At 65.6% G+C, this 7,481-nt stretch carries 5 protein-coding genes; 3 read left to right on the forward strand and 2 right to left on the reverse strand.

Annotated features, from left to right (window positions below; genetic code table 11):
• The 3 genes from ABW137_RS12925 to ABW137_RS12935 form a co-directional block, all read left to right on the forward strand.
• Positions 1 to 1,158, forward strand: a 1,158-nt coding sequence (locus tag ABW137_RS12925) for a septum formation family protein (protein ID WP_526400464.1), incomplete at its 5' end; no start/stop codon positions are given.
• Between the two features lie 120 nt (positions 1,159 to 1,278).
• A complete protein-coding gene (locus ABW137_RS12930) occupies positions 1,279 to 1,992 on the forward strand; it encodes a LysM peptidoglycan-binding domain-containing protein (protein ID WP_526400466.1) in 714 nt (237 codons plus the stop codon).
• A 92-nt stretch (positions 1,993 to 2,084) separates the two neighbouring features.
• The gene (locus ABW137_RS12935; RefSeq protein ID WP_526400468.1) at positions 2,085 to 3,917 is read left to right on the forward strand and encodes a dynamin family protein; all 1,833 of its coding nucleotides are present in this window, start codon (positions 2,085 to 2,087) and stop codon (positions 3,915 to 3,917) included.
• On the opposite strand, the gene ABW137_RS12940 is transcribed toward ABW137_RS12935, so the two are convergent.
• Together ABW137_RS12940 and ABW137_RS12945 are read right to left on the reverse strand one after the other, a co-directional pair.
• The gene (locus tag ABW137_RS12940; RefSeq protein ID WP_526400470.1) at positions 3,903 to 5,348 is read right to left on the reverse strand and encodes a dynamin family protein; all 1,446 of its coding nucleotides are present in this window, start codon (positions 5,346 to 5,348) and stop codon (positions 3,903 to 3,905) included. The genes ABW137_RS12935 and ABW137_RS12940 overlap by 15 nt on opposite strands.
• Positions 5,349 to 5,471: 123 nt before the next feature.
• Positions 5,472 to 7,481 (reverse strand): Hsp70 family protein (locus ABW137_RS12945; protein WP_526400472.1); only part of this gene is annotated, 2,010 nt, incomplete at its 5' end.

Below are 7,481 nucleotides of genomic sequence, written 5' to 3' on the forward strand. Positions count from 1 at the left end.
GGCGCCCTGGGCGCCATCGGCAGCCTCGGCGACCCCACAACCGTAGTCTCCCAAGGCGCACTCCACCCTCCCACCCACACCCCACCACCCCCACCCACACCCACACCCCACCCCGACCCGCCACCCACCCCACCCACACCCAACCCCCCCACACCCCGACCGCGTCCAGCCCCACCCGCACCGGCCAGCCCGGTACCGAGCAACGCCGATCGGAACGACACGGCACCCGAATCCGCTCCGCCGCAGACAGAGTCGTCGTCCCCGCCCAAGGCGCGACCCACACCGCGATGGCGGCGCAAGAAGATCGTCATCCCCGCCGCAGCACTCCTCACCATCGCCACCATCACGGCCGCGATCGTCACCGCGGTGCTCACGACCGACAACGTCCTCACCACCGACGTCCCCACCGTCGCCCCTGCTCCCACCCCTGCACGAGGCGACGATCCAACCTCGGCCAGCCGCGCGAGCGTCGAATTCGCCGACGCGCAGAGCGGTACGTGCCTTTACTGGCCGCCCGACAATCCCGACAAGCCGTCGCCAGTTCAGTGTGGGTTCAACCATATGTTCGAGGTTGCCAGTCCCGTCGACATGGACAGCTTCGGCGAACCATGTCAGGCCGCCGTACGCGACTACCTCGGCCCGCATTACGACCCGAACAGTAGGTTCACCATCAGTGTGCTGTGGGCGGGAGCTGCCGACGGCACCACCGGACGGAAGCTGCTGTGCGGTCTGCAATTGCTCGGCGCCGACGGCAAACCGATCCCGTTCGAGGGCCGCGTCGCCGACCTCGACCAATCCAAGGTTTGGCCCGTCGGAACCTGCCTCGGCATCGACTCGTCCAACCGTTCAACGGATATCCCGGTGGACTGCAAGACGGCCCACGCACTCGAGGTCACCGGAGCAGTCGACCTGGCAGCACGATTTCCCGGCGGGCTGCCGTCCGACGCTGACCAGCGTGCATTCATTACCGACGCCTGTACGCAAGCAGCCGACGCATACTTGGCGCCCGCGAAGCTGGCGACCTCTGGACGGGTCCTCGACCTCAAGACCGTGTCCCAAGCGAGTTGGTCGGCGGGCAGCAAGCAGGTGTCGTGCAACATCGGCAGAACCCAAGGACAAGGCTGGATGGCCGTGACCGAGAGTGCGCGGAACCCGTAGTGCGCGAATCCTCCCGAATCCCCGGTGGTCGAATCCTGCTGGCCGCATCGATCCTTCGGGAACACTTCACGGCGCCAAGTCGTCGAAGAATCAATCGACACTCAATGAAAGGCACATCCCATGAGTGACTCGACCAATTTCGATGACCACGGGTCGACGTCGGGCGTCGAGCACGACGGACCGACGGACGACGACGCTCAACTCGATTTCGTCGACCCCACCCAAACCAACACCCCGCTGCAGGATTTCGATGACGACGGCGTCATCGAGACGATCAAGGAAGCCCTGAGCACAGGAGAGCTCGAGCTGATTCACGACACCGGCGGCGACCGGGCCGCCGACACCATTGCGTACGACGTCGACGGAGACGGACAACCGGATGTGCTCGTCACGCGGGAGGATGATTCGTACGTGGTGGCCGTTGATCGAGACGGCGACGGCGATTTCGACAACGCACAGACTGTCGTCGTGAGCGAAGCCCAGCTCAACGACCTGATCCCGGGAGCCGCCGAGCTACTCGACGACGGTAAGGGCGAGGGTGTCGGGCACCCGGTCGGCAAGTCCGAATCCGATGGCGGTTCCCCCGTTCAGTTTCACACCGTCAAGAGTGGTGACACGTTGTGGGACATCGCTCAGGCCGTCTACGGCGACGGGTCGCAATACGGGCGCATCGCCGAGGCGAGCGGAATCAGCGATCCCGAACTGATCTACCCGGGCCAGACACTGACCATCCCCCCCGCGGGTGAGGACGTCCAGCCGGTAAGCGAGCAGCACACGCTGCCGGGTCTCGGTGGCGAGGACGGCTCCGGCAGTGTTGGGGGGCCTCGCACATGACCGGTGGAGGCAGCCGACTGGTCGACGATCCCCGCCGCCGACGACGGATCCGACGCTCCACGTGCCGTGAAATGCATGGCTGAGACGTTGTCGTGACATCCAACACGTCACCACGGACACAGCCAGACCCCAACGTGGACAAGGCGATTGCCGAGGCAAGTCGAGTATTGCGAACGCACGGCATGCCCGAGGTCGCCGATCGTGCCAAGCTAGTGATGGCCGCGCCGTCCCGGAAGCCGACGCTGGTCGTCATCGGAGAGGTAAAGCGTGGAAAGAGCTCACTAGTAAACGCTTTGCTCGGCAAGCGAGACGCCAGCCCCGTCGGCGTCGACATCGCCACCTCGGCGTTCATCCGATTCGTTCCGGGAAGCGACGCGCATGGTGAAGGCGAAACGACGCTGCTCTTCGCCGGCGGTCGGCAGCGCAGGATCGATTGCCGCGATCTGCCGAATTGGGTCACCGCAGAGGGAACACAGGTGCTCGACGACCAGGTCGACGAATTGCCAATCGGTGCCGAGGTGGTCATGGACAGCGCGTTCCTGCCGAATGTGGCGATCGTGGACACGCCTGGTGTCGGTGGACTCAACCCCGCCCACATCCGCTTGACGACCGATGCCGCGACTCGGGCCAGCGCGCTGCTGATGGTGTGTGACTCGACGACCCCGATCACCAATGTCGAGATCGAGTTCCTGCAGTCGGTCAGCGCCGAGGTGGAATCCGTCGTCATCGCCGTGACGAAGACTGACAAGAACCTGCGCCACTGGCGCGCGATCGTCGACGAGAACCGTCGTCTACTCCAAGAACACGCACCGCGGTTCTCCCACGTGCCGATCGTGGGCGTCTCCAGCGCGCGCGCCACCGCGGCCTTTGAAACGGAAGCTGGCGAACGCCGCGACACGGCGTTACGGCACTCGGGCGTCCCCGATCTGGCTGACCATCTGCGGCGCGTCTGCGATGAGGAGGATCGGCTCGTCAGAGTCAACGCGATGCGCATGCTGCGAACCGGTCTCGACCGCTTGGGTGACCAGCTGGCCCTGCAGCAGTCGGCGAACCAAGGCGGCGATGAATTGATTCAGGGGCTCGCCGCGGAGAAGCAACGTCTTCAAAAGCTGCAGGAGGAAGAGAAGAGCGGGTGGAGGGATTTTCTCGGCAGTGACCTCACCTCGCTGCTGTACGCCACGACACGATTGCTCGACGAGAAACTCGACGAACTCAAGACGAAGTGGCGCAACAGGATTGACACGACCAAATGGGAGGCGATCCGGCGCTCTCCGCAGTTGTTGATCGCCGAGGTAACGGCCGATCTCGAGGTCTTGGTGGCGGAGATCTCCGATGACTACATCGCTTCAGTCACAACGCTGGTGCGCACGCTGGGTGCCGACATCGAATTGTCCTTGGACAAATTGAACTCCATTCGGGTTCCGGACGACAAGCCTCGCCGGGCCGGTGTGCTGGATCCGCAGGTGCTCACCTTGGGCGTCATCGGTTCGAACACGTTGGGGCACGGTGTGTTGGCGGCCATGGGAATTGGCGCGGCCGCAGCGGTGGCGTGGCCTGTGAGCCTGGCTCTCGGTGGCGCGTGGATCGCGGTGAATCTCGGCTTCCGCGCCGTGAAGGCTGGGCGGCAGAATCTCCAGCAATGGCTCAACACAACGGTTGGAGCGGTTCGAAACGACGTCGTCCGCGAGCTGCAGGAGCGTACGAACACTATCCGCCCCATCATCTTCGACGAGTATCGGCGCTACCTCGCCTTGTCGATCGAACAGCTTCAAGCCTTGATCAAGGACGCCAACCTCGCCGCTCGAAGGACGCGCTCCGAACGCGAGGACGCGGTCGCCGAGATTCAAGCCATCGAAGCAGGTCGCCTGCAGGCGCTGGCGGCCATCGACCGACAGCTGTCTCGTTATGCGTCACCCGCCAACTGACGATCTCAGGGCGGCGGTGAAGATGAGTTGGTAGCTGCGCTCCAAAACCGTCCATGCCTCACGTTCGGCCGCTGACACCGCCGTCATCCGCTCTTGGTGCGCACGCACGCAGGCGACCTTGGCGGCTTCGGCGACCGTTGGTTGGTCCGTGTCCGCGCCGAGCTCCAATTTCGAGGCGTCGTCTGCGGCCAAGGTCAGACGGTCGAGGGTCGTCACCAATCGATGTTCAGGATCCCACTGCAACATCAACTCCAAGGCTTGCAGCTCCCTGAGCCCATGCAACTCCGGCTCCATCTGTGCAGCCTCAAGGATCGAATGGATCTCCGCTCGGTTCGGCGAATCGGATGCGAGCCGTCGCAGCTCGGCGAACACCCGTCGGGCCTTGAGCACGTCACTGCGATGCAGAAAGCGACTCAATATCTCGGTGCGCACTGCGGCCAGTCCTGATCTCTCGGTCAGCCACTGGCCAAGTTTCGCAGCGCCGGAGTGAGAATGCCTCCGGCCGTACATGATTCCGTACTCGCCGACACGCTCGAGCAGTCGCCCGACATTGGCGCCGTTGTCATCGGACGGGTCGTCTCCGCTCAACAGGCCGATCAGTTCCTCGTCATCGACGGAGGCCAGACGATGCAGTGCGCGGGCATCATCCTCGGTGAGGCGCCCGGTGAGCACGGTCTCGGCCAGCAGGCCGGACACGGGGACGACGGCCCCCGCGACGTGTGCCAGCCGACGGTGCAGTGTGACAGCGTGACGTCCGGCCAGCTCGATCGGATCCGCGGAGCTGAACAAGGCACCTTGTCCGAAGGCGTCGGCGTGCGACAGAAGCGCCAAGGTGTCTACGCGCCCCGCGCCGATCTCCTTCAGGAACGTGAGCTCGTCGCTCCGAGGAGCCCCGTCACTGAGAAAGACCTTCACGTCGGCGGCAACCATCGTCCTAGCCGCACTGCTATCGCCCAACGCACGACGGGTGGCTACCGAACTCGTCGAATTGGTTCCAGCCAATCCAGGCGTGTCGATCAGCTCGTAGTCGCGCAACGTAGCTGATGGGAGATAGGCGACGGCATGATCAATCTCATCGGGGGGGCGCCCCAGATCGTCGGGCAGGCCCCGATGCAACCCGATCGTCGACGACGATCCATCCAATCCGACGACCTCGATCCGGGCAGGCGCCCCGAATCGATACCACGTCACGACTCTCGTGCATTCGGTTTCGTTGGTGGGTGCCACCCGCTGGCCGACAAGCGCATTGAGCAGCGTGGATTTGCCGGAGTTCACTCGGCCTACCAGAGCCACGCGCAGAGTGCTGTCGAGGTCATCGCGAAGAGCGGAGAGGCGCAGCGCATCCGCGGTCCTCAGATGTGGCTCGACCTCATCTATGAGCGCGGCGACTCGCATCGCTGTTCGGCGCCGTGATCGGTGGCCGGTAGGCATGGTCCCCTCCTGTTCGGATCACTACCGATGATCCGGTGACGGCGAACGCGAAAGTTCGCTGCCCGCCAACATAGGCGTGCGCGAGCATTGTGATGGTGCGAACGCCTCGGCCGGGAGATGTCGTCAGTTGGGCGCCGTAGAAGGTGCAGGCTCCGGCGGGACATATCCGGGCAGCGTGATGGGCGGCAAGCCGGGAATCTCGAGGAGCCCCGACGTTGGGCTGAGGCTTGTCTCACTCGACGTTGCCGTCGGCACCGGCGCTGGTTCGGGCGGGGGAAGCGTGCCGGTGGTCCTTGGAGTCGTTTCGGTCGTCGTACTGAGCGCGAGCACGCGGTTATTCGTTCTGTCGGTGACGTATACGGTGCCCCCGCCGTCGACCGCCACACCGGTGGGGAACTTGATGCCGGTGAAGGGCAGCTCTTGCTGCGTCCTGGATCCCCGCGTCAGCGAGGACACGTTGTTGTCCGAAATGTCGGTGACGTACACGGTGCCTGCGTCGTCGATGGCTACCCCCTGGTGGCCGCCGCGTCCGGTGAACGGCAGCTCCTGCTGCGCATTCGATCCGCGGGCCAGCGCGACTACGCCGATGTCGGTGACGTACACGGTGCCTGCGTCATCGACTGCCACCCCCTGGGGGCCGCTGAGGTCGGTGAAGGGTAGTTCCCGTTGCGTGCTGGATCCACGGGCGAGTGCGAGCACGCGGCGATTCAAGGTGTCGGTGATGTACACGGTGCCTGCGTCGTCGACCGCCACACTCTGGGGGCCGCTGAGTCCGGTGAACGGCAACTCGACTTGGGCAGGACCGTCATCGTAGGTGGCGGTGATCACGGCGATGACGATGGTGGCGATGGTGAGGAGTACTGCGGCGGGGATGACGATCTTCTTGCGCCGCCATCGCGGTGTGGGTCGCGCCGTGGGCGGGGGCGATGGTTTGGGCGGCGGCTCGGCGCGGGATGGGATCTTGCGACGGAGAGCGTCGCCGGCCAGAACCAGGTCGGTGACCGGTGGCGGGTCGGGTTTGGGTGGCGGGTTGGGTGTGGGTGGTGGGTTGGGTGTGGGTGGGGTGGGTGGTGGGGTGTGGGTGGGAGTGTGGAGTGCGCCTTGGGAGACAACGGTTTTGGGGTCGCCGAGGATGCCGATGGCGCCCAGTGCGCCCAGGCGGGTGTGAACCAGGGGAATGGTCGAGGAGCCGCCGGTCAAGTAGAGGGTGATCGGTTCGGTGAGGTGACGCACGCCGTCGGCTTGGCCGAGGACCCGTTCGGTGAGTGCCACGGCACGGTCGACATCAGCGGCGATGAGTGCCTCGAACTCCTCGCGAGTCAGCTGCAACACGTGAGTGCCCGCCGCTCCGGAGGTGACGATCGACGCCGAGGACGCCTCGGAGAGCGCTTCCTTGGCATCGCGGATCCGGTCGGCCAACGTCAACTGCCCGGCGATGTTGCCGGGGTCGGACAGTTCGGCGGCCAGCGTCGGATCGGTGAGCGCGAGCTGGCGGGCCACCCAGGTGTGAATGCGGGCATCGAGGTCTTGACCGCCCAAACCCTCGACACCGTCGGCGGCGATCACCGCGACGCTGCCGTCGGCCTGCTTGTCCAACACGGCCACGTCGCAGGTGCCCGCCCCGAAGTCGAAGACCGCCAACCGCGCCCCGACCGGCAGGTCCACCCCGGTGGCGGTGTAGTACCAGGCCGCCGCGGTGGCCTCGGAGACCAGCCGGATCCGGTCCTGAGCCAACCCGGCCTTGATCGCGGCGTCGCGCAGCAGCTGCCGCAGGCCCGGACCCCACCGGTCGGGATGGGTCATCACCACCTCGACCGGGTCGGTCCCCATCACCCGGACCGCCCGGGAGTACACCTCCGCCACGACCGCGGCCACCAGATCGGTGGTGGCCACCAGATCCGAGCCCAGCAGGATCTCCTGTTCGGCCAGCCGCCGCTTGGGAGCCGGCTCGAACCCATCGGGACGGGTCAACGCCGCCTGCACCGCCGCGCGACCCACCAACACCCGATCCGCGGTGTACAGCACCGCCGAGGGCATCAACGCCCCCGCCGAGGACAACCGCACCTCCCGGATCACCCCGGCCCCGTCCCGATAGGCCGCCGCGGTATTCGAGGACCCGAAATCGATGGCCAA

This window comes from Mycobacterium sp. (assembly GCF_040509115.1).
Taxonomy (GTDB): domain Bacteria; phylum Actinomycetota; class Actinomycetes; order Mycobacteriales; family Mycobacteriaceae; genus Mycobacterium.